The sequence below is a fragment of the Herbaspirillum frisingense GSF30 genome, assembly GCF_000300975.2.
GTDB lineage: Bacteria > Pseudomonadota > Gammaproteobacteria > Burkholderiales > Burkholderiaceae_D > Herbaspirillum > Herbaspirillum frisingense.
Genome location: NZ_AEEC02000032.1, coordinates 1 through 25528, shown reverse-complemented (window position 1 = coordinate 25528; position 25528 = coordinate 1). Strand labels below are relative to the sequence as shown.

The window sequence follows — 25528 nt, the reverse complement described above, 5'->3', positions numbered from 1 at the left end:
GGGCTCGGAGACTCGGGACTTCAGGGACGTTCGCCGCTGGCCAGGCGGGCGCGGATGTGGGCCACCACCTCCGGCAGCGTCGCCACCGAATCGATCACATAGTGGGCACCGGCTGCGCGCAGGTGCGCTTCGGCCTGTTGCTTCAGATGCGTCACTTCAGCTGGCGTCCGGGTGAGCAGTTCTGCCTGGGTAAGTCCCACTTCATTGCCCGACAGCGACACCCCCACGCTCCACATGCCGGCGCGCAGACCTTCCTCGATACCGGGTACGGTGTCGTCCACCTTGATGCAGCCTGCCACGTCATCAATGGCCAGTGCCAGCATGTTGGCCAGCGCCATGTAGGGGCCGGGGCGGCCACCGGCCTGTAGTTCGTCGCCGGCCACCACGTGGTCGGGACGGATGCCCTGTTCGGCTGCCAGCGGCAGCAGCACGTCGAGCACCTGGCGCGGATAGCCGGAGCAGGAGCCGATCTTGAGGCCCTGACCACGTAGCCAGGCCAGTACCTGGGCCGCGCCCTCGATGGGTTGCGAATACTGGCCGACCTTGGCGATCTGCATGGGCATGAAGCGGGCATAGATGGCGTCGACATCGGCATCGCTGGCGGGGCGGCCGGCGTGGCGCTGCCATTGGGCGGCGATGTCGGCATCGTCCAGCAGCACGCGGATGTGCTGCCACTTGGACAGGCCCATGGGGCCGCGCGCCTGTTGCAGGGTGATCTCGATGTCGAAGCTCTTGAAGGCGTCCACGAAGATCTGGGTCGGCGCCAGGGAGCCGAAATCGACCAGCGTGCCGGCCCAGTCGAAGATGACGGCTTGCAGGTTGCGGCCGGGCTGCGGGGTGGTGTGCATGAATATTCTCCTTGTCGGATGGCGATGTGCAGTGTTGGGTGGGCTGTCTTGTCGATCGGGGCGTGCCGGTCAGGGGGCGGCAGCGATGAAGTTGCGCCCGCGTGGGCCTTGCAGGGCCTGCTGCAGGGCGGCGTCCCAGCGCTCGCCTTCACCCAGGCCATAGCGGGCCGGGTCGGTGGACACGCCCAGCGCTTCCAGGAAGGCGGTGAGCCGGGCCACGGCCTGGTAGGCGTCGCTGGCGTCGAAGATGTCCAGCAGCAGCGCATCCACGGACGCATCGCGGCCCAGCGCCAGGCGCAGGATGTGCGGCAGCGAGAACGAGCAGGCGATGCCGTGGACCACCCCTTGCCGCAGCGTGATGTCGTAGGACAGCGAGTGTGCCAGGGCGGTGCGGGTATTGGAAAAGGCCAGGCCGGCCTGCAGCGCCGCCACTGCCATCTGCTCGCGCAGGGCCAGTGCGTCGGGCTGGCGCATGAGGGCCGGCAACGTGGCGAGGATGCTGCGCGCGGCACTGGCGGCCAGGGTCGAGGAGACCGGGTTGCGGTGCCGGTTCCAGATCGCCTCCAGGGCGTGCGACAGCGCGTCCAGGGCGCTGGCCAGGGTGGCGGCCGGGGGCAGGCTGCGCATCAGTTCGGCATCGATGAGGGCGGCCTCGGGCCAGGTCCAGGGACGATGCAGGGAATACTTGTGACCGCCTGCCGCATCCCACAGCGTGGCCCAGGGCGTGACTTCGCTGCCGGTGCCGGCGGTGGTGGGAATGGCGATGAGCGTCTTGATGCGGGCGGGGTCGGGCTGGAAGGCGCTGTCCTGGCGCAGATGGGTGAGCAGTTCCTCGAAGCGGCCCGAGGGTGTGGGCGCCAGCATGGCCTTGGCGCAGTCGATGACACTGCCGCCGCCCAGCGCGATCAGGCAGGGGACGTCGGGGTGCTGCTGCCACAAGCGCTCGTGCATCGCGCCCAGCCAGGCGACGTCGGGATTGGGTTGCACGTTGTTTTCGATGGCCACCAGTTGCGGTCCAAGCAGGGCGGCGATGGCCTGCTCCAGGCCCAGCGCGGCGGCCTCGGGAAAGGTGATCAGGATGGCGCGCCGGCCTGCCAGCAATTGCGGCAGGGTGGCGAGGCTGCCGGCGCCGGCATGGATGGCGACCGGGTTATGGAAATTCCACATGAGTCTGTTCTCGGGGTTTTCGGGTTTCGCGATGTTGAATGGGCGAGGTCAGTGCTCGTTGCTCAATGCGTGCTGCCATCCTGGATCAGGCGCCGCAGGTGGCTGGAGAGCGCATCGGCGGCCACCACCATCAGGGTCACCACGACGATGCAGGTGGCGGTGTCCTGGTATTTGAACAACTTGAGGCTGTTGACCAGTTCGAAGCCGAGGCCGCCGGCTCCGACCATGCCCAGCACGGTGGCCTGGCGCAGGTTGACCTCGAAGCGGTAGAGCACGGTGGCGATCCAGGCCGTGGCCACCTGCGGCAGTACGCCGAAGATGATCACCTGCAGCGGCCTGGCGCCGGTGGCGCGCAGTGCTTCCAACGGACCCTGGTCGATTTCCTCGATGCTTTCGGCGAAGAACTTGCCGACCATGCCTACGCCGTGCACCGCCAGTGCCAGCACGCCCGGGAAGGGGCCCAGCCCCACCGCCGAGACGAACACCAGCGCCAGGATCAGTTCATTGATGCTGCGGGTGACGTTGAGGCCCTGGCGCACCAGGGCGTGCAGGGTGCGGTTGGGGTTGAGATTGCGTGCCGCCAGCAGGGCCACCGGCACGGCGCCGAGCACGCCCAGCAGGGTTCCCCATAGCGCGATCTGCAGGGTCTCGATGGCCGGGGCCAGTAGTGCCGGCAGCAAGGACCAGTTGGGCGGGAAGGAGCGGGCCAGGAAGTCGCCGATCTGCGGCAGGCCATTGGCCAGTTCGCTCCACGACAGTTGCGTGCCCTGGGCGCTCCAGCCGAGCAGCCAGGCGATCAGCGCCACCAGGGCGGCGTAGCCCAGCCAGGCGCGCAGCGTCTGCGGACGGGGACCGGTCCAGAGATAGCCGGGGGCGGTCGAAGAAGGGGCGGCAGAGGGAGAGGAGGGGCTGTTCATGTCAGGTTCCTTGGATCGCCGGTGCCAGGTTGGTGGCGGCGGTGGCAGCGGTGGCGGTGGCGTGGGAAGCCGGGTGCGGCACATGACCGGGGCTGGCATAGATGCGGTCCAGGTGATGCTGGTCCAGTGCGGTGCCGGGGCCGTCGAAGACCAGCTCGCCGCCGGACAGGCCGATGATGCGGTCGCCGAATTCGCGAGCGTAGTCCACCTGGTGCAGATTGCAGACCACGGTGATACCCAGTTCGCGCGAGGCGGCGCGCAGGTAGTGCAGCACCAGGCGCGAAGTCTTGGGGTCCAGGCTGGCCACTGGTTCGTCGGCCAGGATCACCTGCGGCTGCTGGGCCAGGGCGCGGGCGATGCCGACCCGCTGGCGCTGGCCGCCGGAGAGGGCATCGGTACGCTGGTGGGCCTTGTGTTCCAGTTCCACGCGGCGCAGGCAGTCCATGGCCAGGGCTACGTCCTGGCGGCTGAACAGTTGCAGGATCGAAGACCAGGTCGGGACCTGGCCGAGGCGGCCGGTCAGGGTGTTCTTCAGCACCGACAGGCGCGGCACCACATTGTGATGCTGGAAGATCATCGCCACCTGGCGGCGCAGCTGGCGGACCTGGCGGGCGCGGGGATCGGTGGCGTCGAAGCCGGTGATCCGGAGTTCACCCGAACTGGGCTGGACCAGACCGTTCATGCAGCGTAGCAGGGTGGACTTGCCGGCCCCGGACGGGCCCAGCACCACCAGGAACTGGCCAGCCGGCACGTCCAGGTCGATCCCGCGCAGCACGGCATGGCTGCCGTAGTGCTTGGCGAGGGCGCGGAGCTGGATCATTTCATGGCCTTCAGGTCCAGGTTGAGGATCTTGGCGGTCTCGCGCACCACGTCGTAGGCGCCGTCAGTGGTGGGGACGAAGCCGTTCAGGACGCCCTGGTCACCCCATTTCACGTCCTTGATGTTGGCGAAGGCGGCGGCGATCTTCTGTTTCAGGGCCGGGTCCAGGTCGCGGCGCCAGACCATGGGCGACTCGGGGATGTCGGGCGAGGTCCAGACCACGTTCAGGTCCGATTGCTGGACCACGCCCTTGGCCACGGCGGCCGCCAGGATGCGGTCGGCCACGGCAGCGGCATCGACCTTCTTGTTGGCCACGGCCAGGATGCTGGCGTCATGGGAGCCGGAGAAGATCACCCGGGAAAAATACTTGTTGGGATCGATATTGAGTTTTTGCAGGCCGGCGCTGGGGAACAGGTGACCGGAAGCCGAGGACGGGTCGACGAAGGCCATGGTGCGGCCCTTCAACTGTTCCACGCTCTGCAGGCCGCTGTCCTTGCGGGTGATGATGAGGCTCTTGTAGAAGCTGCGGCCGCTCTTCTTGGTCTCGGCCACGGCGAAGGCTTCGACATTGGCCACCGAGCTGGCCAGCACGTAGGAGAAGGGGCCGAGGTAGGCCACATCCAGCTTGCGCGAGCGCAGCGCCTCGATGATGCCGTTGTAGTCGGTGGCGATGAAGGGCTTGACCGGCATGCCCAGCTGCTGCTGCAGGCTGTCGATGACGGCCTTGCTGTTTTCCAGCATGGCCTGCGAGTCTTCGGCCGGGATCAGGCCCACGGTCAGGGGCTGGGCGGCGCGCACCGGCTGGCTCAGCAGGAGGGAGGTCAGGGCGCCCAGGCACAGGGCGAGCAGGGAACGTCGTTGCATGGTGGATCCTTGTCATGGGCGTCCGGTGGTGGACGCAGTGGGTGATCGGCGGCGCAGTGTCGGGCGAGTTGCTCGGGCCGGTACTGACAGGAAGGGAGCTTACGGGGGCTTTATGACGGCCCTATTATCGATATAATCGTTAAAATTCGACGAAGCTATTGATTGAGGCTATAGATGACTCCTTCGCAACTGCGTGCCTTCCTCGCCGTGGCCCGCCATCGCGGCTTTTCAGCGGCGGCCCGGGCCTTGGGCGTGAGCCAGCCGACCCTGACCACCCAGGTGCAATCGCTGGAGCGCGAACACAATGTGGAACTGTTCTTCCGCCGTGGCCGGCGGGTCGACCTGTCGGAGACGGCGCAGCGCCTGTTGCCGATCGCGCAGAACATTGCCGAGCTGGAACTGGACGCGCTGAACCTGCTGGTCAATTCGGGAGCGCTGCATGTGGGGCATCTGCGCATCGGCGCGGTCGGGCCGTTCCACGTGATCGAGATGGTGGACGCCTACCGCGCCCGTTATCCGCAGGTTGAGCTGTCGATCAAGCTGGGCAACTCGGCGCAGTCGCTGGCCGATCTGGAGAACTACGTGACCGATGTCGCGGTGCTGGCCAGCGTGACCGATGATGCGCGGTTCCACGCACTGCCCTATGCCGATCACGCGGTGGTGCTGTTTGCCCATCGCAGTCATCCCTTCTACCAGCGCGAGACGGTCGCGCTGGCCGAACTGGAGCAGCAGCCGATGCTCATGCGCGAACAGGGCTCGACCACCCGGCTGGCGCTGGAAAAGGTGTTGCAGCAGGCCGGCGTGAAGCCCCGCGTGGTGATGGAGATCGGCAGCCGCGAAGCCCTGCGCGAGGCGGTGGCACGCGGCCTGGGGCTGGCGGCGGTGTCGGAGGCGGAGTTCATTCCGGACGAGCGTTTTCGCATGGTGCGCATCGAGGGCGACCCGGTGAGCACCCACACCTATGTCTATTGCCTGGCCGAGCGCCGCGAAGGGCGGCTGGTCGGGTCCTTCATGAAGATCGCTGCGCGTGGCTGACGGGGGGGCGGTCGTGGTCGGCGCTTTCGCTTATCATTGCGGTTTATCCAATTTTCGACCAAGGAAGACCGATCGTGATCAAGCATATCGTGATGTGGAAACTGAAGGGCCACGCAGAAGGCGCTGACAAGGCCACCAACCTGCTGAAGATGAAGCAATTGCTGGACAGCTGTGCCAATGTGGTGCCGGGCATCCTGAAGTTCGAAGCGGTGCTGGCGCAACCGGGTCTGGAAGCCAGCTATGACGTGGTGCTGTATTCGGAGTTCGAATCCAAGGCGGCGCTGGATGCCTACCAGGACCATCCCGACCATATCGCCATCAAGCCCTTCATCGGTGCCGTGCGCGAGGCGCGCCAGTGCATGGATTACGAGATCTGAGGCCGCTGCGATGAGTCTGCCGTTGACCGAGGTCTTCCCGCAAGGTAATCCCTACCTGCAGGCACTGGGCGTGGAGGTGCTGGAATATGGCGACGACCGCGCCGTGATGTCGCTGCTTCTCAAGCCGGAGTTCATGAACAGCTGGCAGGTGGCGCAGGGCGGCATCTCGATGACCCTGCTGGACGTGGCCATGGGCCTGTCGGCCAGGGCCGGCGTGCCGGACGCCAAGTCCTCGGCCACCGTCGAGATGAGCACCAGCTTCCTGCAGCCGGCCGGTCATGCCGGCGAGACCATCGTGGCGCGCGGCCATACCTACCATCGCTCCACCACCATGTGCTTCTGCCAGGCCGAACTGTGGAATGGCGAGCGATTGGTGGCCAAGGCCATGGGGACCTTCAAGCTGATCCGCCGCCTGGATATTTCCAGGAAGCTGGATCACGAGTGAGCCGTCATTCGCCCGTAGGGCCTCATGGCGTTTCCGTTTCAACCCTCAGCAGGAATTCCCGCATGAAAATCACCGTAGGCAGTTGGGAAGCGCTGCGCGCACACGCCCAGCCTATCCGCTTCGAAGTCTTTGTCGATGAACAGAAGGTGCCAGCCGAGATCGAGCTGGACGAGATGGACCCGCTGTGCGTGCACGCGGTGGCCTACGACGAGGCCGGCCAGCCGCTGGCCACCGGTCGCCTGCTGCCGGACGGCCATATCGGCCGCATGGCGGTGCGCAAGGCCGGGCGCGGCAAGGGCGTGGGCGGGGCGGTGTTGCAGGCGTTGATCCAGGCGGCGCGGGAGCGCGGTGACGGCGAGGTGATCCTCAATGCCCAGACCCATGCCGAGGGCTTCTACAATGCCCACGGCTTTGCCCGTGAGGGTGACGAGTTCATGGAAGCGGGCATCCCCCATATCACCATGCGGGCCAGCCTGCAGCGGCAGGCCTAGCCGTCGGGGACGGCAGGTCCGACAGGTCCAACGTTTCAGGCCGGCCGCACGCGGGCTGGCGGCTTGCCGTCTTCCAGTCTGAAATAACACAGCTGGGCGCCCAGTTCGCGCGCCCGTTCGGCCACCACTTCGGCGGTGGAGGCCAGTTCTTCCGAGGCGGCCGCATTGCGCTGCGTGGTGTCGTTGAGCTGCGCGACGGCGGCGCCGATTTCCTGTACCCCTTCTTCCTGCATGCGCGAGGACAGCGTGATCTGGTTGATCTGCTGCGAGGCTTCGCGGATTCCCTGCAGGGTGCCCTCGGCCAGGCGCTGGCTGGTTTCTTCGGCCATGTCCACGCTTTCCTGTGCAATCACGCTGATTTCGTGGGCGCTGCCCTGGCTGCGCTCGGCCAGTTTGCGGATTTCGGCGGCCACCACCGAGAAGCCGCGCCCGTGCTCGCCGGCGCGGGCGGCTTCGATGGCGGCATTCAGGGCCAGCAGGTTGGTCTGATAGGCGATGTCGTCGATCACCCCGACCTGGCGTGCGATACCGCGCATGGCGGCCACCGTGGTCTGTACGGCGGCGCCGCTCTTGTCGGCGTCGGCCGCGGCGGCCAGCGCGATCTGGTCGGTGCGGCGAGCGTGTTCGCCAGTCTGCTGGATGGCCAGGCTCATGCTGGCAATGGCGCTGTGGACTTCTTCTACCGCCGCTGCCTGCTCGCTGGAGGCGCCGGCCAGGGCGTGCGCGGTGGCGTTGAGCTGGCGTGAGGAGTCGCCCAGTGACTGGGTCGATAGGGTGACGCTGCGCATGATGTCGGTGAGCCGTTCACGCATGGTGTGCATGGCGTAGAGCAGGCTGCCGCGGTCATTGCGGCGCAGTCGCACCGCCACGCCGAGGTTGCCGTCGGCGATCTGGCGCACGATGTCGGCGGCGTAATCGGGTTCACCCCCGAGCTGGCGGCGCAGGCTGATGATGATCCACAGCGCCAGGGCAATGCCCAGGATCAGGGCCACGCAGGCGATTTCGAGGTTGTGGCGGCGCAGTTCGCCGTATTCCTGCAGGGCATTGTCGTAGGCACCGCGGGTCATGGTTTCCTGCAGGTGACCGAGGGTGGCCAGTTGCGTGGCCAGGGCCGACAGGCGCGGCGTGAGCTGGGTCCAGCTGCGGTTGGCCTGCAATACCTGGGTGCTGGCGATGAGTTCGATGACCTGGTTGCGTTCGCTCAGGTAGGTTTTCCAGCTTTGCTCGAAGCGGGCGGCCTCGGTGATTTCCTCGGGGGTCAGGCGGGTGGCGCGGTAGGCTTGCCAGCCCTGGTCGAAACTGGCGTCCAGGCCGGCCAGGCGGCCCAGCCACTGCTTGATCTGTTCATTGCCGGTGGCGCCATCGGGACCCGGTTCGGTCGGCACATTGGCCATCATCAGGGCGCGGCCCATGACGTCGCGGTTCATGTACAAGGCATCGCGCACGCGAGCGATGTGGATCAGGGCCATGGTCCGGTCTTCGTAGACATAGCGCAGCTTGTCGTTGCTGGAGGCCATGCCCAGCATGTCGCGCCAGGCCAGCAGGACCACGCTGCCACACAGCACCGCTACCAGAATCCCGAGGCGGGCGGTGACCGTCAATTTTCGTCGCACGATATTTTCCTTGTGAGTGCCCGTGAGCTTTCGTTCAGTCCAGCACAGACTATAGCGAATCCTATTGCATTGCAGAATGAAGAAAAGAGCAGTTTGAACCGCTGTTTACTGAAGTTATGTGGTTTCCCACAATACCCGCCCCGTAGCGACTGCGAGATACTTGCGGCCGAACCGGGGAGGGGGAGTTCTCCCGGACGCATTGCTGGCAAAAGCAAGCAAAAAAACAAGCAAATGCCCGCACGGACGACGATCCGGCAACGGCAGGCGGCGGGTCCCCAGGGACCGGCTGATATTCGATGTTTCTTGGAGAAATCATAATGACGGCGCAAAAACCGCCCCTTTACAAATCGCTGTATTTCCAGGTTCTGGTTGCCATCGTGATCGGCATCCTGCTGGGCCATTTCTACCCATCCACGGGTGAAGCCATGAAGCCGCTCGGCGATGGCTTCGTCAAACTGATCAAGATGATCATCGCGCCGGTGATCTTCTGTACCGTCGTCATCGGCATCGCCGGCATGGAAGACATGAAGAAGGTCGGCAAGACCGGCGGTCTGGCCCTGCTGTACTTCGAAGTGGTCAGTACCGTGGCCCTGATCATCGGCCTGCTGCTGGTGAACTTCCTCAAGCCCGGCGTGGGCATGAACGTCGACCCGTCGGCGCTGGATACCAAGAGCATCGCGGCCTATACCGCCCCGGGCAAGATGGGTTCGGTGACCGAGTTCGTCCTGGGCATCATCCCCACCAGCATGGTGGACGCGTTTGCCAAGGGTGACGTGCTGCAGGTGCTGCTGGTGGCGGTGCTGTTCGGCTTCGCCCTGCACAAGTTCGGCGGTCGCGGCACGCTGGTGTTCGATTTCATCGAAAAGATCTCGCACGTGCTGTTCTCGGTGGTGGGCGCGATCATGAAGGTGGCTCCGATCGGCGCCTTCGGTGCGATGTCCTTCACCATCGGCAAGTACGGCGTGGGTTCGCTGTTCTCGCTGGCCAAGCTGATGGGCACCTTCTACCTGACCTGCCTGCTGTTCATCTTCGTGGTGCTGGGGATCATCACCCGCCTGCACGGCTTCTCGATCTGGAAGTTCGTCAAGTACATCAAGGAAGAACTGCTGATCGTGCTGGGTACCTCTTCCTCGGAATCGGTGCTGCCGCGCATGCTGGCCAAGATGGAAAATGCCGGTGCCAAGAAGACCGTGGTCGGTCTGGTGATTCCGACCGGTTATTCCTTCAACCTGGACGGCACCGCGATCTACCTGACCATGGCGGCCGTGTTCATCGCCCAGGCCACCAACACGCCCATGACCTTCGTGCAGGAACTGACGCTGCTGGGTGTGCTGCTGCTGACGTCCAAGGGCGCGGCGGGCATCACCGGCTCCGGCTTCATCGTGCTGGCGGCGACGCTGTCGGCGGTGGGCCACGTGCCGGTGGCCGGCCTGGCGCTGATCCTGGGTATCGACCGCTTCATGTCCGAAGCGCGTGCCCTGACCAACACCATCGGCAACGGCGTGGCAACCCTGGTGGTGGCCAAGTGGAGCGGCGAACTGGATAGCGAGCGCCTGACCAAGGTCTTGAACAACGAGACCGTGGAAGATGCGCAGGCACCGGAAGCCGTCCTGGATCGCACCGAAGCCAAGATGCATCACTAAGTCACCGCAGCGGGATTCGCTCCCGCCAGGCTGGCCTGATCGGCCCCACCCCCGCGCCTTGTCTGGCGTGGTGGTGGGGCCGATGTGTTTTTGGGTGGCGGAAATGGCGGAGTCGGCGGAGATTGCGGCGAGCCGCAACGGCCGGTCTAAAGAACGACGCGATAGGCGCGGAGTGCCTTGACCGTTTGCGCCAGGCCCTGGCGCAAAAGGATGTCGAGGTAGTGATCCACGTCCACCGATGGATTCTTCAACTGCGCGCGTTGCCGCTGCGCGGCGGCGGCGACTGCGGCTGCGTCGAGGTCCAGCAGATTGTGGGCGAACTCATCGGGATGCTGTGCTTCGATGCCGTAGGGCGCGAGGACCTGGGCTGGGAAATCCCGCTCGTTGAAAGTCACGATGACACTGGCACCGCAGCGGATGGCGGCCGCCAGAACGTGGCGATCGTCCGGGTCTGGCAGGTGTAGCCCCGCGACCAAGGCTTCGTGGCCTTCCACCAGGCTGTCGGGAATGGCGCGATCCATCAGGGCCGAGGTCCGATCCAGTTGGGGGCGGGTGAGATCGGGGCGTTTGATGAGCAGATTACGTTTCCACTCCTCATGAATGGCTCGACTCCAGCGCGCCCGGAACAGTCCCGACAGGCCCAGCCACATCAGGAAGTCCCGTAATGGCGCAGGGTAGAGCACGCAGGCATCGTAGACGGCGGTGAAGGGCGAATGCCTCATTCGTATCCCAGTCCCAGTTCCTGTGACTGCCGGGCGAGGTCGGCCATGGCCTCGGTACTGGCCTGTTCTCGCTCGGTCTTGTACTGCATGAGGTCGGCAAATTTGACGCGACGGTGCTTGCCGGCGCGATGGAAGGGGATGACGCCATCCTCCAACAGCTTGACGAAGTGGGGGCGTGAAACATTAAGCAGGTCAGCGGCTTCCTGGGTGGTCAGTTCTGCGTGGACCGGTACGACCTTGACGGCGTTACCGTCGGCGAGTTCGGCCAGTATCTCCACCAGCAGGCGCAACGCCGACGTCGGTAGTTCGACTTCATGCGCCCGGTTCTGGGCATCGAAAATCTGGATGTGCTGAGTGTCGACCTGCGTGCTCAGGTAGGCTGCCAGGGCGCGTTGGCCGCGCACGGCCAGTTCGACATCCTTGGCGGCGGGCAGGGACATGGTGGCTGCGGACGGGGTCATGGCGGGCTCCAGGAAATACTTGAGCGGCCATATTATTCGAAACAAACGAAAATCGCAATAATCGAAAATCGCAGGGTCCGATCACGCAGGCGTGAAGCTGGTTATACCCGCCGGACTGGGGGGCAACGGAAAGACGCGCCTACGATGACATTTGCATGGAACGCATTGTCGACGTGAGGCAGCCGCTGGCGTTCGGTACGGGCGAAAAAAAGCCCACGACCTTGCGGTGTGGGCTTGAATCCAATTCTTTAGGAGGAAATTGGAGGAGACAGGTGTAACTTTACTGCTCCGCATCAAATCAGGCCAATTTATCTTCCAAATATCAGATATACGCTTTGGTTATTTCACATGGGCAAGGAATGAAGGCCCCGGATCATGCGCTGTGCGGCTTTGCGCCAGGCTGGTCGTCGCCGGGTGAAGCTTCTTGCACCCTGGGCTTGCAGGGGATACGGCAGGCCTTGTCGGTGGCGGCCTCGCCGCTATATTGCATCGCCATAGGATCGACCACGTGTTCGGTCAGGACCGGTTCGCCGACGATGGGCACGCGCAGGACCGTGGAGCAGCGGGTGCCGTAGTCGGGCGAGCGGATGAAGATGGGCGAGAGCATGCGCTCCTTTTCCAGGCCGATGCCGGTGTCGGGCAGGCGACAGTCGTTGGCGCGGGTGCCGTCGGTGAGCATTTCGAAGAAGGTCTCTTCCGGTGCGCCCTGGCACAGCAGGCTGGCGAATTGCGCCTTGGCGCGGGTGAGCTTGGGCCAGGGGGTGTCGAGCAGGGCATTGGAGACACCGTAGACGCCGTATTCCAGCGGCTGGCCATTGCGGGGATCTTCATTGCCGCGGTTGGAATACCACAACATGGTCTCGGGATTGCCCACGAGGAGGTTGAAGCCGTTGTATTGCTGGGCAAGGGGCTCGATCTGGCGCAGGTAATCCTGCGGGGTCATGTCGCCGGCCAGGTAGTCGGCGACCAGCTGGCCCCGGGTCGGGGCATCCGTTCGTCGTTCGGAGGGGGCGCGCACGTTGGTCAGGGCGGCAAAGCGGCCATCACGGGTCACGCCCAGCCAGGTGCCGCCGCCTTGCAGGTCGCGGCCGGCGTAGATCCTGGGATGGTCGTTCCACCAGGCGGCATCAGCGGCCGGGCGGGCGTAGAACTCGTCGCGATTGGCGGCCAGGATCAGCGGCATGCCGGGGATGACTTTCCAGGCGAAGATGATCAGGCACATGGGGCGATATCCTCGAACTGTTCTACATGGCGCGCACCGCTGATGAGGGACAAGGCACCGGTCTCGGCCAGGGCCTGCTCCAGGGCGCGGGTGAATCCCTCGGCATCGGTGTCGGCGATGCCTTGGTAGATTTCCATCCAGGTCTGCAGGCCGTCCTGTTCGCCAGGGCGGCGCTTGAGTGCGCCGGCCACCTGCTGGCGCGCCTGCAGGGTGGCCTGCACGCCCCGGATCTTGCCCAGCAGTGTTGGGGCGTGGGCGCTGGCGACCCGGTAGTAGATGTAGAGGTCCATGGTGATTCCCTATGGCTTGAACGCTGCACGCCGCTTATTGCGGATCGGCCAGCTCATAGGGGAGGTCATGGAAATGCAGGGCAGGGCCACCGGCGGCGCCCAGATGGACGGTATCGTCGGCGGCGGCCAGTTTCATTTCCACCAGGGCCAGGGCGTGATCCTGGTCCAGCGGTTCGGCATTGACCACCATGCCGCAGGGCTGGCCGGGATCGGCGGCAGCAAAGACTTCATCACCGGCCCGGGCACCGGCGCTGGCGATGGTGGCCAGCAATGTGCGCCGCTTGAGCTTGCCCAGGTACTGGCTGCGGGCGACGATTTCCTGGCCGGGGTAGCAGCCTTTCTTGAAATTGACGCCGCCGATCAGTTCGAAATTGATCATCTGCGGCACGAACTGCTCTTGCGTGGCGGCGAGGATGCCGGGTACACCGGCGCGGATATCGGACAGGCGCCAGGCCTGGGTGGCGGTGGGCTTCAAGTGCTGCACCAGCTTGGGCCAGGCGGTGCTCAGGGTGTCGACGGCGGCAATCCATTGATAGCGCGGGCTACCGGCAGCATCGGGCAGGCGGATCAGGGTGCCATGGCTGTTGTCGAGCTTGTCATAGGGGGCGGCCGGCAAGACCGGGAACCACTCGGCCAGGGCGTTGGCGGTGGCCGGTCCGACCAGGCCCAGCACGGCGCGTTCGGCGCTGACGTCGGCCAGCTTGGCCTTGGCGCGCAGGATGAACATCTGCAGGCGCTTCTGGATGGCAGGCTGCAGTGCGCGCGGCAGCTGCAGGAAGATCCCGGCTTCGTCGCGCCACATCAGCAGGGTGGCCAGCAGTCGGCCCTTGGGCGAGCAATAGCCGGCCAGGCGGGCGGAATCGGCGGTGAGGTGCTGCACATCATTGGTGAGCTGACCGTGCAGGAAGGCGGCGGCTTCTTCGCCGGTGGCCGCGATCAGGCCGAGGTCGGTCAGTGGCGCGACGAAACTTTCCAGGCTTTGCGGGGCAGCTGCGCCGAAGCCGAGTACGTCCTGGCCCTGGTCGTCAAACTGGGCGCCTTGCTGCGTGAGGAAGTCGCGCCAGGCGGAGGGCGATGCGGTGATGTCTGTCATAGGAAATCTTTTACGGATTACGTCGGATTACGTCTTGCCGGGGTGAAGTCCCCGGCAAATTAGGCAACTGTCGTGCCAGCGATTATCATTGATGCCTCGATTATAGTGATCTCCGAAAAATCGCGTCGGAACTACAGGGATTTCGCATCAGGTATGAAGAAGTTATTGGCAACATTGTTCGTGCTGGCCGCGCTGGTCGCCGGTGCTGGCGTCTACTGGACCAAGCAGCCCATCGTGCCGGCCAATGGCCAGCTGATCGCCTTTACCATCACGCCGGGGGCGGGTGTGTCGGGGGCTGCCCAGCAGATCGCGGCGGCCGGGGTGCCGCTCAATCCGGACCTGTTCACGCTGTATGCGCGCCTGTCCGGCGAAGGCGGCCGCATCAAGGCCGGCAGCTATGAGATCAAGCCCGGTTACACGCCCCAGCGGCTGCTGCTGCAACTGGTGCGCGGCGAGTTCGCGCAGGAGGCGCTGACCGTCATCGAGGGCTGGACTTTCAAGCAGATGCGCCGTGCCATTGCCGACCAGCCGGCGCTGAAGCACGATACGGCCGGCTGGACCGACCAGCAGATCCTGGCCAAGCTGACCAACGAATACACCTATCCGGAAGGCCTGTTCTTCCCCGATACCTATCTCTTCGCCAAGGGCGCCAGCGATATGCAGGTCTATAAACAGGCCTTCGCGCTGATGAGCAAGAAGCTCAACGAAGCCTGGGCGCGGCGCGATCTGTCGCTGCCGTATCGCACGCCCTATGAGGCGCTGATCATGGCGTCCATCGTGGAAAAGGAGACCGGGCAGAAATCCGAGCGCGGCATGGTGGCCGGTGTGTTCGTCAACCGCCTGCGTACCGGCATGCTGCTGCAGACCGATCCGACGGTGATCTATGGCATGGGCGATCGTTACCAGGGCAAGATCCGCAAGGTCGACCTGCTGACCGATACGCCCTATAACACCTATACCCGTGCCGGCCTGCCGCCCACGCCGATCGCCTTGCCGGGGGCAGCCTCGCTGGCGGCGGCGCTGAACCCGGACAAGACCGAGGCCTTATACTTCGTGGCGCGTGGCGATGGCACCAGCCATTTCTCCAGCAACCTGAACGAGCACAACCAGGCCGTCAACCGCTACCAGCGTTGATCCGCCTTTCTTTTCACCGATTCATTCTGTAGCGATACCTTCATGGCATCAGGCAAATTCATTACCTTCGAAGGCATCGACGGCGCCGGCAAGTCGACGCATATTCCCTTCGTCACCGAGCTGCTGCGCGCGCGCGGCCTGACGGTGGTGGCCACCCGCGAGCCGGGTGGTACCGAACTGGGCGAGCGCCTGCGCGAACTGGTGCTGCATCATCCCATGCACCTGGAGACCGAGGCCCTGCTGATGTTCGCCTCGCGGCGCGAACACCTGGCGCAGGTGATCACCCCGGCGCTGGAACGCGGCGACTGGGTGATTTCCGACCGGTTCACCGATGCCACCTTCGCCTACCAGGGCGGCGGCCGCAAGCTGGCCCTGGACAAGCTGGAAAGCCTGGAGCAGTGGGTGCATCCGCATCTGCAGCCGGACCTGACGCTGCTTTTTGACGTGCCGCTGGAAGTGGCACGCGCGCGCCTGGATGCGGAACGTACCCTGGACAAGTTCGAGCAGGAAAAGGCGGACTTCTTCGCCAACACGCGCGCCGAATACCTGCGCCGTGCCGCGCAATTCCCGCAGCGTTTCCGCATTGTCGATTCCACCCGTCCGATCCCGGTGATCCAGGACGAATTGCGCGCCATCGTGGCCGCGCTGTGAGGGGCGCCGCATGTCCGTGACTTCGACCGATCCCTTGCTGCCCTGGCAGGGCGAGAGCTGGCGTCAGCTGCAGCAGCTGCGCGAGCGCCTGCCGCATGCGCTGCTGTTCTATGGAGCGGCCGGCACCGGCAAGACCCGCTTCGTGGAGGCCTTCGCCAAGTCGCTGCTGTGCGAGTCGCCTACGGCCGAGGCGCATGCCTGCGGCGTCTGCCCGTCCTGCAACTGGTTTTCGCAATCCAATCATCCGGACTATCGCCGGGTGCGTCCGGAGGTGTTGGAGGATGAGCCCGGCGAGGACGACAGCGGCGAGGAAAAGAAGACCGCCAAGGCCAGCAAGGCGCCTTCCAAGGACATCAAGATCGACCAGATCCGTGCGCTGGCCGATTTCATGAACGTTTCCACCCACCGTTCCGGCCTTCGGGTGGTGATGCTGTATCCGGCCGAGGCGCTCAATACGGCCGCGGCCAATGCCTTGCTCAAGACGCTGGAGGAGCCGCCGCCGGGGACCATGTTCCTGCTGCTGTCCAATCGTCTGGATCGGTTGCTGCCGACCATTCTCTCGCGTTGCCGCAAGTTCGCCCTGAACGCGCCGGGCCACGACGAGGCGCTGGCCTGGCTCAAACAGCAGGGCGTCAAGGATGCCGATGCCTGGCTGGCCGAGCAGGGTGGGGCGCCGCTGGCGGCGCTGGAGGCGGCACAGGGCGAGGGGCGCGAGGCGCTCGACGAGCTGCTGCGGCAACTGGCCCAGCCTGGCGTGGATGGTGCCCTGCGCGCTGCCGACAAGTTGCAGAAGACGCCCGCCGCCGAGCTGGTGGGCTGGGTGCAGCGCTGGCTCTATGATCTGCTGTCGCTGAAATCGGCCGGGGTGGTGCGCTATTACCCGCGCTACGGCAAGGAACTGGGGCGGCTGGCCGAACGGGTCGATGTACTGGCCTTGTCCAAGGCACTGCGTGGCATGGGCGACCGCCGCGCCATCGCCGACCATCCCTTGTCGGCAAAGTTGTTCATCGAGGAAATGCTGATCGATTACGCGCGGATGTTCGACTGAGACAGACCTGCTGCGGCGCAGTCCGCTTGCGCCCAGGCGCATGAAAAATCGCCCGGTCCCCACACTGTGGGGCCGGGCGATTTTCATTGCGGCAAACGCTTGCGTTCAGATCAGAAGGCCACCGATACCGAGGTGCTGAAGGTACGCGGATTGCCCAGTACCAGGTAGCCCGAGTTGGAGGCACCACCGGCCGACTGCCAGTAGTTACGGTTGGCCAGGTTCTCGATGGCGGCGCGGAAGGTGACGGCGCGACCGCCGATGTCGGTCAAGTAGCGCGCACCCAGGTCGTAGCGCACCCAGGATGGGACTTCCAGCTTGTTGGCGGCATCCACGTACTGGGTGGCGGTGTAGGTGGCGCGGCCATTGACGGTCAGGCCACGCACGCCGGGGATGTCATATTCGACGCCGGCATTGGCCTGCATCTTGGGCACACCGATGGCGTACTTGCCATTGTTGGTGCCGCCATTGGTCTGCACCTGCTTGGCATCGAGGAAGGTAATGCCCGACAGCAGGCGCACGCCCCGGGTCACTTCGCCGTAGGCGGTCAGTTCGACACCACGGTTGCGTTGCTTGCCGTTGGTGGATTCGATGCCGGTGGATACATCCTTGTACGACAGCGGGCGATCGGTGGTGAAGAAGGCCGCACCCAGGCCGAGTCCGCCCAGTTCGTACTTCACGCCGACTTCCTTCTGCTTGGACTTGTAGGGCGCCAGGATCTGGCCGTAGTTGGCGGCGGTGGTATCGGTGATCTGCTTGCCCTGCTGCAGACCTTCGATGTAGTTGCCGTACAGGGAAAGGTTCTTGAGCACCTTGAACACCACGCCGGCCATGGGCGAGGTAGCGCTCTGGTCATAGTGGCTATTGTTGACGTGGGTATTGTAGGCGTAGCCGTCCGACTTCAACTGCTGCTGGCGGACGCCCAGCGTCACCAGCAGGCGGTTGTCGTAGAAGCCCAGGGTGTCGGAGACCACGGCGCTCATCAGCTGGGTCTTGATGGTGGTCTGCGGATCGGACAGGTCATTGCCCAGCAAGACCAGGGCCGGGCGCGCGTAGGTGCTCGGATTGTAGAGATTGGTGGCCAGGGCGTAGGAGGTCGACATGCCGTAGGCATTGCGCGAATCCAGCGAATACGCCGAGGCGGCAGCCACCAGCTTGTGCGAGACGGTGCCGGTGTTGAACTGGGTGCGCACGCCGATTTCGCCGGTGGCGACGTCATCCTGGCGGGCATTGTCGAAGCGGTAGGTGGAGGCGGCGCCGGTGCTGGCGTTGTTCACGCGTACGCCCGACAGCGAGTTGTTCTCGGTGCCCTGGCGCGCGCCGAAGGCGGCCCAGGCGGTGGTGCTGGCCGACAGGTCCCACTCGCCGCGTACGGTGCCGAAGATGTCGCGGGCATTGGAATACGACCAGGGCTGCGCGTAGTTGGACGAGCCGCTGGGAGCGGTCGGTACCGCCGTCAAGCCGCTGCCGATGGTGACGCTGGGACGCATGTTGCTGAGGTTGTTTTCCTGCACGCCGAGGTCGGCCGAGAGGCGGAAGTCATTGCCGCGATAGTCCACGCCCAGGGAGAAGACATTGGTCTCGCGCTTTTCGTTGGACACGCCCGTGCCACCTGCATGGCGGGCGGCATTGACGCGTACGCCCAGGCGTTCATCGGCGCCCAGGCGGCGCGAGACGTCGATGGCGGCGGACTTGCTGTTGCCCGACTCGTAGCCCAGGGTCACTTCGGTCAGGGCTTCGCTGGAGGCGCGCTTGGGCAGGATGTTGATGGTGCCACCGAGGCCGGCATCGCCAGGGGTGGCGCCATTGAGGAAGGCGCTGGCGCCGTACAGCACCTCGACGCGCTCGATCATTTCCGAGGCGACGTACTGGCGCGGCAGGATGCCGAACAGGCCGTTGTACATCAGGTCGTCCGAGTTGGCGATGAAGCCGCGGATCATGTACGACTCCTGGAAGTTGCCGAAGCCGCGGGTGGTGCGCACCACCGGGTCGTTCTTGAGCACGTCGCCCACGCCGTGGGCCTGCTGGTCGGCGATCAACTGGCGGGTGTAGGCCACCGAACGCACCGGGCTGTCCAGGTTGTCGACATTGCCCAGCACGCCCAGGCGGCTGCCGCGCGCCACCTGGCCACCGGCAAACTCGGCCGGCAAGCCATCGGCCGAGGCGTCGGCGGAGGCATTGACGGTGACCGTGGGCAGGGCGGCCTGGTCCTTGGCGTCGGTGGTGGCAGTGGTGGCAGTGGTCTGGGCCAGCGCCGGCAGGGGAGCCAGGAAAGCCAGCGCGAGGGCGGCGGCCAGCGGGTTGAGGCGCGCAGTGAAGGGCATGGACATGAAGATTCTTTCTAGAATTTCTTGTGGGAATGAAGAAGTATTACAAAACGGCGCAAAGTATAATTAAAAATCGTTATCATTTGCATTCATTTTTTAATGAATAGAGGTGACGTGTTGCGAAAAGGTAATGAAGTGATGGTCATCGCCGGCTGAATGTCGAAGGCCGGGAGGCCTGTGGTCAGGCGGGCGCGCCCAGCCCGTATAATTCCGGCCATGAATTCCCCGAGCTCCTTCCTGGCGGCGGCATCGCTGCCTGCCGATCCGCCGCAGCATCTGCTGCTGTCGCGCCTGTTCTGGCTGCGCTGGGCGATGGTGGCCGGCGAGCTGCTGGTGCTGGCAGGTGCCCACATCTGGCTGCATATCGCCTTGCCGATGTCGCCCTTGCTGGCGCTGATCCTGCTGCAGCTGCTCATCAATGGGGGAACCTGGCTGCGCATGCGCTGGGCGCGGCCGGCGGAGCAGGGTGAACTGTTCATGCAGCTGTGGCTGGATGTGGCGGTATTGACGGCCTTGCTGTATTTCTCGGGCGGCTCGACCAATCCCTTCGTGTCCTTCTACCTGCCGGCGCTGGCGGCCGGCGCGGCTACCCTCAGTTGGCCCTATGCCTTGCTGCTGGCGCTGTGCGCGCTGGGTGGCTATTCCGGGCTGGTGTATTTCTACCAGCCGCTACACATCCACGACCATGGCCAGGCCATGGCCTATCACCTGGCGGGGATGTGGATCAATTTCACGATCTCGGCGCTGCTGATCACCTGGTTCGTCAGCCGTATCGCCGCGGCGGTGCGCTCGCGCGATCGGCAACTGGGCCAGGCCCGGGAGCGCCAGCTGCAGAGTCATCGCATCCTGGCGCTGGGTACCCAGGCCGCCGGCGCGGCCCACGCCCTCAATACGCCGCTGTCCACGGTGGCGGTGATCGCCGGGGAGTTGCGACGCGAGATGGCCGACAACCCCGCGCTGAGTGTCTATGACGAAGACCTGCGCATCGTCGAGGAACAGATTGCGGTCTGCAAGGCAGCGCTGGAGAGCATGCGCCTGGACGCCGATGCCCAGCTGCGCAACGAGGACAGCGCGGCCATCACGCCCTGGCTGACCAGCCTGCTGGAGGGCTGGCGCTTGCGTCACCCCGCCGTGCTGTTGGTGGCCGAGGTACACCAGCGGGGTTGGGTCGCCAGCCAGTTACAGGACCTGTCGCAGATCCTCTTGACCCTGCTCGATAATGCCGCCCATGCGGTACGCGGGCGGGGGCATCAGGGAGAGATCCGGCTGCGGCTGCTCTCCGCTGATGCTGGCGATGCCACCAAGGTCGCCGAAGCGCCATCTTCGTTTGGCGGGGCGTCATCCAGGTCGGGCAAGAAGACGGCTATCATCGAGGTCTCCGACAATGGCAGCGGTATCGCGCCCGAGCTGCTCCAGCGCCTGGGTCATGGCCCGGTCGTCAGCAGTTCCGGCGGTTCGGGGATTGGTCTGATGCTGGCGTTTGCCAGTGCCACGCACCTGGGAGGCAAGCTGCGCCTGCGTTCCGTGCCGGGTGAGGGCACCGTGGCACAGTTGCGCTTCCCCTTGCGCTGAATGTTTTTGTTTCCTGTCTTGATCGACTGATGTGATGTTTCTTATATTGCAGGCTTTTTGATGAGTGCAGCTTTCCTGATCCTTGACGATAACGATGTCTTTGCCAGTACCCTGGCCAGGTCGCTGGCGCGTCGGGGTTTCCGCCCGACCGTGGCGCACAGTGGCGAGGAGGCGCTGGAAGCGGCGCGTCGTGAACGCTTCGACTACGCCACCATCGACCTGCAGCTGGAAAAGGATTCCGGCCTGCAGTGGGTGTCGCCGCTGCGTCAGGCCTTGCCTGAGGCCCGCCTGCTGGTGTTGACCGGCTACGCCAGCATCGCCACCACGGTCCAGGCGATCAAGTCGGGCGCCGACAACTACCTGGCCAAGCCGGCCAATGTCGATTCCATCCTCTCGGCGCTGAACCATGCCAGTGGCGGCGAGCGCACCGACGAACCGGTGCCGCCGATGGAAGAGGCGTCGCCGCTGTCGCTGGAAAGACTGGAGTGGGAACACATCCAGCGTGTGCTGGCCGAGCATGAGGGCAATGTCTCTTCCACTGCGCGGGCGCTGAACATGCACCGCCGCACCCTGCAGCGCAAGCTGGCCAAGCGCCCGGTGGCGCGCTGAGGGCGGGCGCCGGGCATGCCGGCGCGGCTGTAACCAAAGGTAAGCGCGCCGCGCTCAGGGGCGACAGGCTGTCGGCATCGCTTTACAATAGCGGCCATGTATATCGATTCCCATTGCCACATCAATTTTCCCGACCTGGCGGCGCGCTTGCCGGAGATCTTCGGCAAGATGGCCGAAAACCAGGTCAGCCACGCCCTGTGCGTGTCGGTGGACCTGCCTGATTTCCCGCAGGTATTGGCCCTGGCCGAGCAGTATCCCACCGTCTACGCTTCGGTGGGCGTGCATCCGGACTACGAAGACACGCCGGAGCCCTCGGTGGAGCAGCTGGTGGCGCTGGCCGACCATCCGCGCATCGTCGCCATCGGCGAGACCGGGCTGGATTACTACCGCCTGCAGGGTGACCTGGAATGGCAGCGCGAGCGCTTTCGCACCCATATCCGCGCCTCGCGCGCCACGGGCAAGCCGCTGATCATCCATACCCGTTCGGCGTCCGAGGATACCATCCGCATCCTGCGCGAAGAAGGCGCCAGCCCGGCGGCCGGTGGAGCGGCGGGGGTCATGCATTGCTTCACGGAATCGCAGGAGGTGGCCGATGCGGCCATCGAGCTGGGTTTCTATATCTCGTTTTCGGGCATCGTCACCTTCAAGTCCGCCAAGGACCTGCAACAGGTGGCGCGCACCATTCCGCTGGAGCGCATGCTCATCGAGACCGATTCGCCCTACCTGGCACCGGTGCCGTTTCGCGGCAAGACCAACGAGCCCGGCTATGTGCGCCACGTCGGCGAATTCATCGCCGACCTGCGCGGCATCCCGGTGGCCGAGGTGGCACGCCAGACCTCTGACAATTTCTTCAAGCTGTTCGGAATCACACCATGACCTTGCTGGAAAAGCTGCGTTCCCGCTGGCGCGGGCTGGGCCGCATCGTGCTCTACACCTCGCTGCTGTTGCCGGGTGCGGCCCGTGCGGGCGCCTATGAAGAATACTTCCAGGCCATCCGCATGGATAACGTGTACTTCCTCAAGCAACTGATGCAGCGTGGCATGGGCCCCAACCTGATCGAGCCCAAGCGCGGCTACACCGGCCTGATGCTGTCCATCCGCGAAGACTCGATGAAGGCCTTCGAGGTGCTGGTCAATGCACCGGACGTCAACCTGGAGGCCCAGGCCACCAATGGCGACACGCCGCTGATGCTGGCCTCCTTCTACGGCAACATACCGGTGGTCAAGCTGTTGCTTTCGCGCGAGGTGGAAGTCAATCGTCCGGGCTGGACGGCGTTGCACTATGCGGCCATCAACGGCAGCTCGGAGATCGTCAAGCTCTTGCTGGATGCCTCGGCCTACGTGGATGCCGAATCGCCCGACGACAAGATGACGCCGGTGATGCTGGCAGCCATGCGCGGACGGGTGGCGGCAGTCGAGGTGCTGCGTGACAATGGCGCCGATCTGACGCTGAAGAACAAGGACGGTCTCACCGCCATGGACCTGGCCCGACGCTACGGCCAGGAGGGCGTGATCGATGCCCTGAACGAAAAGCCGCGCCAGTAGCCGCAGGCTGATCCCGCAGAGTCAAAAAAACGTCCCGGCCACCTTGCGGTGGACCGGGACGTTTTCTTGATGGGATGGGGGTTTTAGCGGATCAGGATCTGCGGGCCGACATCCTTGATGTCCTTGGTGCCAGTGAGGGCCATGCTGACATCGAGCTCCTTGCGCATGATTTCCAGCATCTGCGAGACGCCGTCGCCGCCCATGGCGCCCAGGCTGTAGAGGAAGGCACGGCCGATCATGGTGCCGCGCGCGCCCAGGGCCACCGCCTTGAGCACGTCCTGGCCGGAACGGATGCCGCCGTCGAACCAGACTTCGATCTGGTCACCCACGGCTTCGGCAATGGCCGGCAGGGCTTCGATGGAGGACATTGCGCCATCCAGCTGGCGGCCACCGTGGTTGGAGACGACGATGGCGTCGGCTCCGGTCTGCACGGCCAGCTTGGCATCTTCCACGTCGAGGATGCCCTTGAGAATCAGCTTGCCGCCCCATTGCTCCTTGATCCAGGCCACGTCGTCCCAGTTCAGGGTGGGGTCGAACTGGCTGGCGGTCCACTTGGAGAGGGTCTGCACGCCGCCGGCGCCTTCACCGCCCTTGATGTGGCCGGCCAGGTTGCCGAAGGTCTTGCGGCCGCCCAGCGCACGCAGCGCCCAGCCGGGCTTGCTGGCCAGGTCGAGCAGGGTTTCCAGGGTCAGCTTGGGCGGGACCGACATGCCGTTCTTGAGGTCCTTGTGGCGCTGGCCGAGGATCTGCAGGTCCAGCGTGAGCACCAGTGCCGAGCACTTGGCAGCCTTGGCGCGATCGATCAGCGACTTCACGAAGCCACGGTCGCGCATCACGTAGAGCTGAAACCAGAACGGCTTGGTGGTGACGCTGGCCACGTCCTCGATGGAGCAGATGCTCATGGTGGACAGGGTGAAGGGGATGCCGAACTTCTCGGCCGCGATCGCGCCCAGCATCTCGCCGTTGGCCCACTGCATGCCGGTCAGACCGGTAGGGGCGATGGCCACGGGCATGCTGACATCGTGGCCGATCATGGTGGTGCGGGTGCTGCGTTCGTCGACATTGATGGCCACGCGCTGGCGCAGCTTGAGCGAGGCCAGGTCCTTGGTGTTGGCGCGATAGGTGCTCTCGGTATAGGAGCCGCTGTCGGCGTAGTCGTAGAAGGCCTTGGGGACACGTTTCTTGGCCAGCAGGCGGAAGTCTTCGATACAGGTCATGACCGGCATATTGTTTTCTCCGTAATTTATTCAACGCGGCTTGGCGCCGCCGGGCGATGGTGGTGCAGACACGAACCGGAATCGGGACTGCTGATGCGTAATGCTGATGGACCGCTATCGTAGTGCATCGCCGGCATGGATGGGGTGAATCCCTTTGCCGTCATCCATGAAAATTTTAGGGACGGCCAGCCGCTGCAGGAGGTCTAGCCCGCCAGCAGCCGGGCCGCTGCACCGCCGCTACGCACCGCGCCTTCCAGCGTGGCGGGATAGTCGCCGGCCACGTAGTCGCCGGCCAGCGCCAGACCGGCTGGCATGGCGGTGTTGTCGGGCCGTTGCAGTCCGGGGATACAGGCGAAGGTGGCGCGCTTTTCGGTGATGACCTTGCTCCATTGGGGCGTGGCCAGGGCCGGCTGGCCGAAGTCTTGCGCCAATTGGCGGGTGATGCCCGTCGTCAGGGTGGCATGACCGTCGGCGATGGCCTGCCCGGCGGCACTGACCACCACGGCCAGCAGACCCGGGTCGCCGCCCAGTTGCCCACGGTCGAAGACGAACTGGCCCCAGGCCTGGCGCTCCGGCGCGTCCAGCAAGGCCAGGAAGGGCGCCGGCAGGCGCACCTGCTCGCCATACTGCAGATAGCAGGTGGTGATGGGTTCATGCTCCAGGGCTTGCAGCAGGTGGGTATCGTGCAGGCCCTCCAGCAGTTGCGCGGCAGCCTCGGGGCCGGTGGCCAGTACCACGCCGGAGAATTCGCCGAGGCTTTCGCCCAGGCGGTCTTCCAGGCGCCAGCTGCCTGGCTCGCTGCCCGTCAGCAGGCGCGTGACCGCCACGCCCGGTCGTACCAGTCCACCATGGCGGGCCAGGTAGGCTTCGGTGGCATCGGGCAGCAGGGCGCCCAGGTCCCGGCGCGGGATCAGCATGTCGGAAGCGGCACGGCGCGCGCCCAGGCTATCGCGCAGCACGTTCAGGAATACCTGCGCCGAAGCCCGTTCGGGGGGCGTATTCAGGGCGGCGATGCAGAGCGGGCGCCACATCAGGCGGGTGACGCGGTCAGTCTGGTCGAAACGCTGCAGCAGGTCGGCCACGCTGCAATCCTCGTGCAATTGCCAGCCCATCCAGCGCGCCGTGGTGGAAAAGCGGGCCAAGGCCATCTTGTCATCGCGCGCCAGCCCCTTGGCGCGCAGCAGGGCCACGGCCACATGCCAGGGCGCGGGCAGGCGTGGCGCAACGAAGTCCATGCCGTCGGTCTGATTCGCCAGCGGGTAGCGCATCTGCAGGGGGAGTCGCAGCAGGGCTGCGGCGGGATCGACGCCGACCTGTTTCATCAGGGCCAGGGTGGCGCGGTAGGCGCCCAGCAGGATGTGCTGGCCGTTATCCAGGGTACGGCCATCGAGTTCGAGGCGGCGCGCCCGGCCACCCAGGGTG

At 65.1% G+C, this 25528-nt stretch carries 26 protein-coding genes; 12 read left to right on the top strand and 14 right to left on the bottom strand.

Annotated features, from left to right (window positions below):
- Window positions 1–20: 20 nt before the first annotated feature.
- The 5 genes from phnX to phnD all read right to left on the bottom strand — a co-directional run bounded on the left by phnX (window position 21) and on the right by phnD (window position 4615).
- Window positions 21–848, bottom strand: coding sequence for a phosphonoacetaldehyde hydrolase (gene phnX, locus HFRIS_RS18880; RefSeq protein WP_006713002.1), 828 nt, complete (start codon window positions 846–848; stop codon window positions 21–23).
- Between the two features lie 69 nt (window positions 849–917).
- Window positions 918–2015, bottom strand: a complete 1098-nt coding sequence (gene psrA / locus HFRIS_RS18875; protein WP_006712999.1) for an iron-containing alcohol dehydrogenase PsrA — start codon at window positions 2013–2015, stop codon at window positions 918–920.
- Between the two features lie 62 nt (window positions 2016–2077).
- Window positions 2078–2932 carry a phosphonate ABC transporter, permease protein PhnE gene (gene phnE / locus HFRIS_RS18870; RefSeq protein ID WP_006712996.1) on the bottom strand — a complete coding sequence of 285 codons (855 nt, stop codon included), beginning with the start codon at window positions 2930–2932 and terminating at the stop codon, window positions 2078–2080.
- Window position 2933: 1 nt separating this feature from the next.
- On the bottom strand, window positions 2934–3752 hold the full coding sequence (gene phnC / locus HFRIS_RS18865) for a phosphonate ABC transporter ATP-binding protein (RefSeq protein ID WP_006712994.1): 819 nt from the start codon (window positions 3750–3752) through the stop codon (window positions 2934–2936).
- A complete protein-coding gene (gene phnD / locus HFRIS_RS18860) occupies window positions 3749–4615 on the bottom strand; it encodes a phosphonate ABC transporter substrate-binding protein (protein ID WP_006712992.1) in 867 nt (288 codons plus the stop codon). Before phnD ends, phnC begins: the two co-directional genes overlap by 4 nt.
- 174 nt (window positions 4616–4789) lie before the next feature.
- On the opposite strand from phnD, the gene HFRIS_RS18855 reads away from it, so the two are divergent.
- From HFRIS_RS18855 to HFRIS_RS18840, 4 genes are all read left to right on the top strand, one after another.
- Window positions 4790–5650 (top strand): LysR substrate-binding domain-containing protein, encoded by an 861-nt coding sequence (locus HFRIS_RS18855; RefSeq protein ID WP_006712990.1) that lies wholly within the window; start codon window positions 4790–4792, stop codon window positions 5648–5650.
- Between the two features lie 74 nt (window positions 5651–5724).
- Window positions 5725–6027, top strand: coding sequence for a Dabb family protein (locus tag HFRIS_RS18850; RefSeq protein WP_006712989.1), 303 nt, complete (start codon window positions 5725–5727; stop codon window positions 6025–6027).
- Window positions 6028–6037: 10 nt separating this feature from the next.
- Entirely contained in the window at window positions 6038–6472 is a 435-nt protein-coding gene (locus HFRIS_RS18845) for a PaaI family thioesterase (protein WP_039876442.1), read from the top strand.
- A gap of 62 nt (window positions 6473–6534) precedes the next feature.
- Window positions 6535–6963 (top strand): GNAT family N-acetyltransferase, encoded by a 429-nt coding sequence (locus HFRIS_RS18840; RefSeq protein WP_006712987.1) that lies wholly within the window; start codon window positions 6535–6537, stop codon window positions 6961–6963.
- Between the two features lie 35 nt (window positions 6964–6998).
- Here the strand turns inward: HFRIS_RS18840 and HFRIS_RS18835 are convergent, their stop codons facing one another.
- A complete protein-coding gene (locus tag HFRIS_RS18835; protein WP_139347157.1) occupies window positions 6999–8576 on the bottom strand; it encodes a HAMP domain-containing methyl-accepting chemotaxis protein in 1578 nt (525 codons plus the stop codon).
- Window positions 8577–8893: 317 nt separating this feature from the next.
- Here HFRIS_RS18835 and HFRIS_RS18830 point away from each other — a divergent pair, with 317 nt between their 5' ends.
- Window positions 8894–10219: a dicarboxylate/amino acid:cation symporter gene (locus HFRIS_RS18830; protein WP_006712985.1), complete on the top strand. Its 1326-nt coding sequence runs from the start codon at window positions 8894–8896 to the stop codon at window positions 10217–10219.
- A 146-nt stretch (window positions 10220–10365) separates the two neighbouring features.
- Here the strand turns inward: HFRIS_RS18830 and HFRIS_RS18825 are convergent, their stop codons facing one another.
- The 5 genes from HFRIS_RS18825 to ygfZ form a co-directional block, all read right to left on the bottom strand.
- Window positions 10366–10941, bottom strand: a complete 576-nt coding sequence (locus HFRIS_RS18825) for a PIN domain-containing protein (protein ID WP_006712984.1) — start codon at window positions 10939–10941, stop codon at window positions 10366–10368.
- The gene (locus HFRIS_RS18820; protein WP_006712983.1) at window positions 10938–11402 is read right to left on the bottom strand and encodes a helix-turn-helix domain-containing protein; all 465 of its coding nucleotides are present in this window, start codon (window positions 11400–11402) and stop codon (window positions 10938–10940) included. The genes HFRIS_RS18825 and HFRIS_RS18820 overlap by 4 nt, the downstream gene beginning before the upstream one ends.
- Before the next feature lie 373 nt (window positions 11403–11775).
- Window positions 11776–12624 carry an NRDE family protein gene (locus HFRIS_RS18815; protein ID WP_006712982.1) on the bottom strand — a complete coding sequence of 283 codons (849 nt, stop codon included), beginning with the start codon at window positions 12622–12624 and terminating at the stop codon, window positions 11776–11778.
- A complete protein-coding gene (locus tag HFRIS_RS18810) occupies window positions 12615–12914 on the bottom strand; it encodes a DUF4936 family protein (protein WP_006712981.1) in 300 nt (99 codons plus the stop codon). Before HFRIS_RS18810 ends, HFRIS_RS18815 begins: the two co-directional genes overlap by 10 nt.
- 34 nt (window positions 12915–12948) lie before the next feature.
- Entirely contained in the window at window positions 12949–14007 is a 1059-nt protein-coding gene (gene ygfZ / locus HFRIS_RS18805; RefSeq protein WP_006712979.1) for a CAF17-like 4Fe-4S cluster assembly/insertion protein YgfZ, read from the bottom strand.
- Window positions 14008–14160: 153 nt separating this feature from the next.
- On the opposite strand from ygfZ, the gene mltG reads away from it, so the two are divergent.
- From mltG to HFRIS_RS18790, 3 genes are read left to right on the top strand one after another with little or no spacing between them, the layout of a single operon-like run.
- Complete coding sequence (mltG, locus tag HFRIS_RS18800) at window positions 14161–15141, top strand: endolytic transglycosylase MltG (RefSeq protein WP_039876437.1); 981 nt, start codon at window positions 14161–14163, stop codon at window positions 15139–15141.
- A gap of 42 nt (window positions 15142–15183) precedes the next feature.
- On the top strand, window positions 15184–15792 hold the full coding sequence (gene tmk / locus HFRIS_RS18795; RefSeq protein WP_006712974.1) for a dTMP kinase: 609 nt from the start codon (window positions 15184–15186) through the stop codon (window positions 15790–15792).
- A gap of 10 nt (window positions 15793–15802) precedes the next feature.
- Entirely contained in the window at window positions 15803–16840 is a 1038-nt protein-coding gene (locus HFRIS_RS18790) for a DNA polymerase III subunit delta' (protein ID WP_006712973.1), read from the top strand.
- A 110-nt stretch (window positions 16841–16950) separates the two neighbouring features.
- Here HFRIS_RS18790 and HFRIS_RS18785 read toward each other — a convergent pair whose 3' ends face one another.
- Window positions 16951–19167: a TonB-dependent receptor gene (locus HFRIS_RS18785; RefSeq protein ID WP_006712971.1), complete on the bottom strand. Its 2217-nt coding sequence runs from the start codon at window positions 19165–19167 to the stop codon at window positions 16951–16953.
- A 213-nt stretch (window positions 19168–19380) separates the two neighbouring features.
- Between HFRIS_RS18785 and HFRIS_RS18780 the strand changes: the two genes are divergently transcribed.
- From HFRIS_RS18780 to HFRIS_RS18765, 4 genes are all read left to right on the top strand, one after another.
- Window positions 19381–20736: an ATP-binding protein gene (locus HFRIS_RS18780; protein ID WP_006712970.1), complete on the top strand. Its 1356-nt coding sequence runs from the start codon at window positions 19381–19383 to the stop codon at window positions 20734–20736.
- Between the two features lie 60 nt (window positions 20737–20796).
- Window positions 20797–21345: a response regulator transcription factor gene (locus HFRIS_RS18775; protein WP_006712968.1), complete on the top strand. Its 549-nt coding sequence runs from the start codon at window positions 20797–20799 to the stop codon at window positions 21343–21345.
- 96 nt (window positions 21346–21441) lie between these two features.
- Window positions 21442–22221, top strand: a complete 780-nt coding sequence (locus HFRIS_RS18770; protein ID WP_006712966.1) for a TatD family hydrolase — start codon at window positions 21442–21444, stop codon at window positions 22219–22221.
- Entirely contained in the window at window positions 22218–22889 is a 672-nt protein-coding gene (locus HFRIS_RS18765; protein WP_006712964.1) for an ankyrin repeat domain-containing protein, read from the top strand. Before HFRIS_RS18770 ends, HFRIS_RS18765 begins: the two co-directional genes overlap by 4 nt.
- Before the next feature lie 83 nt (window positions 22890–22972).
- On the opposite strand, the gene HFRIS_RS18760 is transcribed toward HFRIS_RS18765, so the two are convergent.
- A complete protein-coding gene (locus HFRIS_RS18760; protein WP_006712961.1) occupies window positions 22973–24115 on the bottom strand; it encodes an alpha-hydroxy acid oxidase in 1143 nt (380 codons plus the stop codon).
- Between the two features lie 194 nt (window positions 24116–24309).
- Window positions 24310–25528: hydroxysqualene dehydroxylase HpnE (gene hpnE / locus HFRIS_RS18755; protein ID WP_006712959.1), on the bottom strand; the 1219-nt coding region annotated here is incomplete at its 5' end.

Coding starts and splice junctions, on each gene's coding strand:
- HFRIS_RS18810 (WP_006712981.1), bottom strand. CDS start 12,914: ATGGACCTCTACATCTACTACCGGGTCGCCAGCGCCCACGCCCCAACA.
- HFRIS_RS18770 (WP_006712966.1), top strand. CDS start 21,442: ATGTATATCGATTCCCATTGCCACATCAATTTTCCCGACCTGGCGGCG.
- tmk (WP_006712974.1), top strand. CDS start 15,184: ATGGCATCAGGCAAATTCATTACCTTCGAAGGCATCGACGGCGCCGGC.
- HFRIS_RS18840 (WP_006712987.1), top strand. CDS start 6,535: ATGAAAATCACCGTAGGCAGTTGGGAAGCGCTGCGCGCACACGCCCAG.
- HFRIS_RS18780 (WP_006712970.1), top strand. CDS start 19,381: ATGAATTCCCCGAGCTCCTTCCTGGCGGCGGCATCGCTGCCTGCCGAT.
- HFRIS_RS18845 (WP_039876442.1), top strand. CDS start 6,038: ATGAGTCTGCCGTTGACCGAGGTCTTCCCGCAAGGTAATCCCTACCTG.
- phnE (WP_006712996.1), bottom strand. CDS start 2,932: ATGAACAGCCCCTCCTCTCCCTCTGCCGCCCCTTCTTCGACCGCCCCC.
- phnD (WP_006712992.1), bottom strand. CDS start 4,615: ATGCAACGACGTTCCCTGCTCGCCCTGTGCCTGGGCGCCCTGACCTCC.
- HFRIS_RS18785 (WP_006712971.1), bottom strand. CDS start 19,167: ATGTCCATGCCCTTCACTGCGCGCCTCAACCCGCTGGCCGCCGCCCTC.
- HFRIS_RS18825 (WP_006712984.1), bottom strand. CDS start 10,941: ATGAGGCATTCGCCCTTCACCGCCGTCTACGATGCCTGCGTGCTCTAC.
- ygfZ (WP_006712979.1), bottom strand. CDS start 14,007: ATGACAGACATCACCGCATCGCCCTCCGCCTGGCGCGACTTCCTCACG.
- HFRIS_RS18830 (WP_006712985.1), top strand. CDS start 8,894: ATGACGGCGCAAAAACCGCCCCTTTACAAATCGCTGTATTTCCAGGTT.
- HFRIS_RS18760 (WP_006712961.1), bottom strand. CDS start 24,115: ATGCCGGTCATGACCTGTATCGAAGACTTCCGCCTGCTGGCCAAGAAA.
- phnX (WP_006713002.1), bottom strand. CDS start 848: ATGCACACCACCCCGCAGCCCGGCCGCAACCTGCAAGCCGTCATCTTC.
- HFRIS_RS18790 (WP_006712973.1), top strand. CDS start 15,803: ATGTCCGTGACTTCGACCGATCCCTTGCTGCCCTGGCAGGGCGAGAGC.
- HFRIS_RS18820 (WP_006712983.1), bottom strand. CDS start 11,402: ATGACCCCGTCCGCAGCCACCATGTCCCTGCCCGCCGCCAAGGATGTC.
- HFRIS_RS18765 (WP_006712964.1), top strand. CDS start 22,218: ATGACCTTGCTGGAAAAGCTGCGTTCCCGCTGGCGCGGGCTGGGCCGC.
- phnC (WP_006712994.1), bottom strand. CDS start 3,752: ATGATCCAGCTCCGCGCCCTCGCCAAGCACTACGGCAGCCATGCCGTG.
- HFRIS_RS18815 (WP_006712982.1), bottom strand. CDS start 12,624: ATGTGCCTGATCATCTTCGCCTGGAAAGTCATCCCCGGCATGCCGCTG.
- mltG (WP_039876437.1), top strand. CDS start 14,161: ATGAAGAAGTTATTGGCAACATTGTTCGTGCTGGCCGCGCTGGTCGCC.
- psrA (WP_006712999.1), bottom strand. CDS start 2,015: ATGTGGAATTTCCATAACCCGGTCGCCATCCATGCCGGCGCCGGCAGC.
- HFRIS_RS18775 (WP_006712968.1), top strand. CDS start 20,797: ATGAGTGCAGCTTTCCTGATCCTTGACGATAACGATGTCTTTGCCAGT.
- HFRIS_RS18855 (WP_006712990.1), top strand. CDS start 4,790: ATGACTCCTTCGCAACTGCGTGCCTTCCTCGCCGTGGCCCGCCATCGC.